Below are 1,208 nucleotides of genomic sequence, written 5' to 3'. Positions count from 1 at the left end.
GAGCGGCGCAAGAGAGCTAAATATCTACGAATCATTGAGATGAAATTTGCCAAAGCGGATCAAAAAAAGCTCTGATTTAACGATATTGAGGAATACTAAAATTATCGTGGATTAAGTCTATGTGAGGTATATTGCGGAAAATTTTAGGAGCGAAATTTGAAAACGAGATATTATCTGTGCTTGGTCTTCATCATAATAATATGCGCTTTGTGCGCGATACTTTCGATTATTGCGGAGTATAAATACCCAAATTCAGCCGAAAAAATTGAAACCGATCCATATGAATGGGTATGCGATCTAGATGGCAATCTTACGGATATACAGCTTAAGGATAGGGCACTAAAGTGCATGCTTAAAAAGACCTATAAATCTATAAATATTTCAGCGGAGGAATTCCGTGATATGGAAAGAAAAATAAAGAAACAATACGGTAAAGTAGAGGATGAATTTTATAATTTTTATAGCGGGTTGGCGGAAAGATGCGGTGGAAATAATCGTCCAGATAAAGCTTGCGAATTTTTCATTGTAGATGACAATATAAATTTAGAATATTTTATGAGTTTGGGAGACAGGGCTTGCAATGGTAAACAAGCCGTAGCAAATTTCAAAGATTTTGTAAATATGTCCATGCTCAAAGGCGAAGTTGTTTACCCCTGGGAAAATAATAATAGTTTAATCTTGTCGGATGGAAATTTAAAATACAAATTATATTTTAGCGGATTAGAAAATGATAAACATGTATTTGATATGTTATTTACGGAAAAAATATTTTTAAATGAAATTAATCCTAAAATATACGACCACAAATATCCTAATGATAAAATTTTTTCTATTCCAACCGACATGCTATTTTTTGATATGTATGTAAGCCTAATAGATAAAAAATACGATAACTTTTGTAATTTATATAACTTTAAAAAGAAAGATATAAAACCGTATAAAGCGTTTTTTGAGTTAGAAGGTAGAAAATATAGTCGGTATGCTTTTTATCTAGGTATTTTTGATGAAAATTATACATATAAATACGATATAAAAGATAATTTGCTGGGTGTGGAGCAAGGATATTATTACGATGAAAAAACCAAAGAGATAAAACGAGAGCAATAAAATAGAATTTATAAAATTTGCCCGTCGTGCACGCTTAAAATTTCTTGCTTAGCGCTATTTTCCCCTTGCGCCGCGAGTGATCATCAAGGACTGCTCGTAGA

The 1,208-nt window shown here is 32.1% G+C and carries 1 protein-coding gene; it reads left to right on the top strand.

Translation table 11 applies throughout. The features are described 5' to 3' along the window. Positions 1 to 156: 156 nt before the first annotated feature. Positions 157 to 1,107, top strand: a complete 951-nt coding sequence (locus Q0340_RS00465; protein ID WP_297902755.1) for a hypothetical protein — start codon at positions 157 to 159, stop codon at positions 1,105 to 1,107. Positions 1,108 to 1,208 lie beyond the last annotated feature (101 nt).

Origin of the sequence: uncultured Campylobacter sp. (genome assembly GCF_938045595.1) — a bacterium.
GTDB lineage: Bacteria > Campylobacterota > Campylobacteria > Campylobacterales > Campylobacteraceae > Campylobacter_B.
Note: the sequence above shows the minus strand (reverse complement) of the source record. Positions and strands in the feature narration are given on the sequence as shown.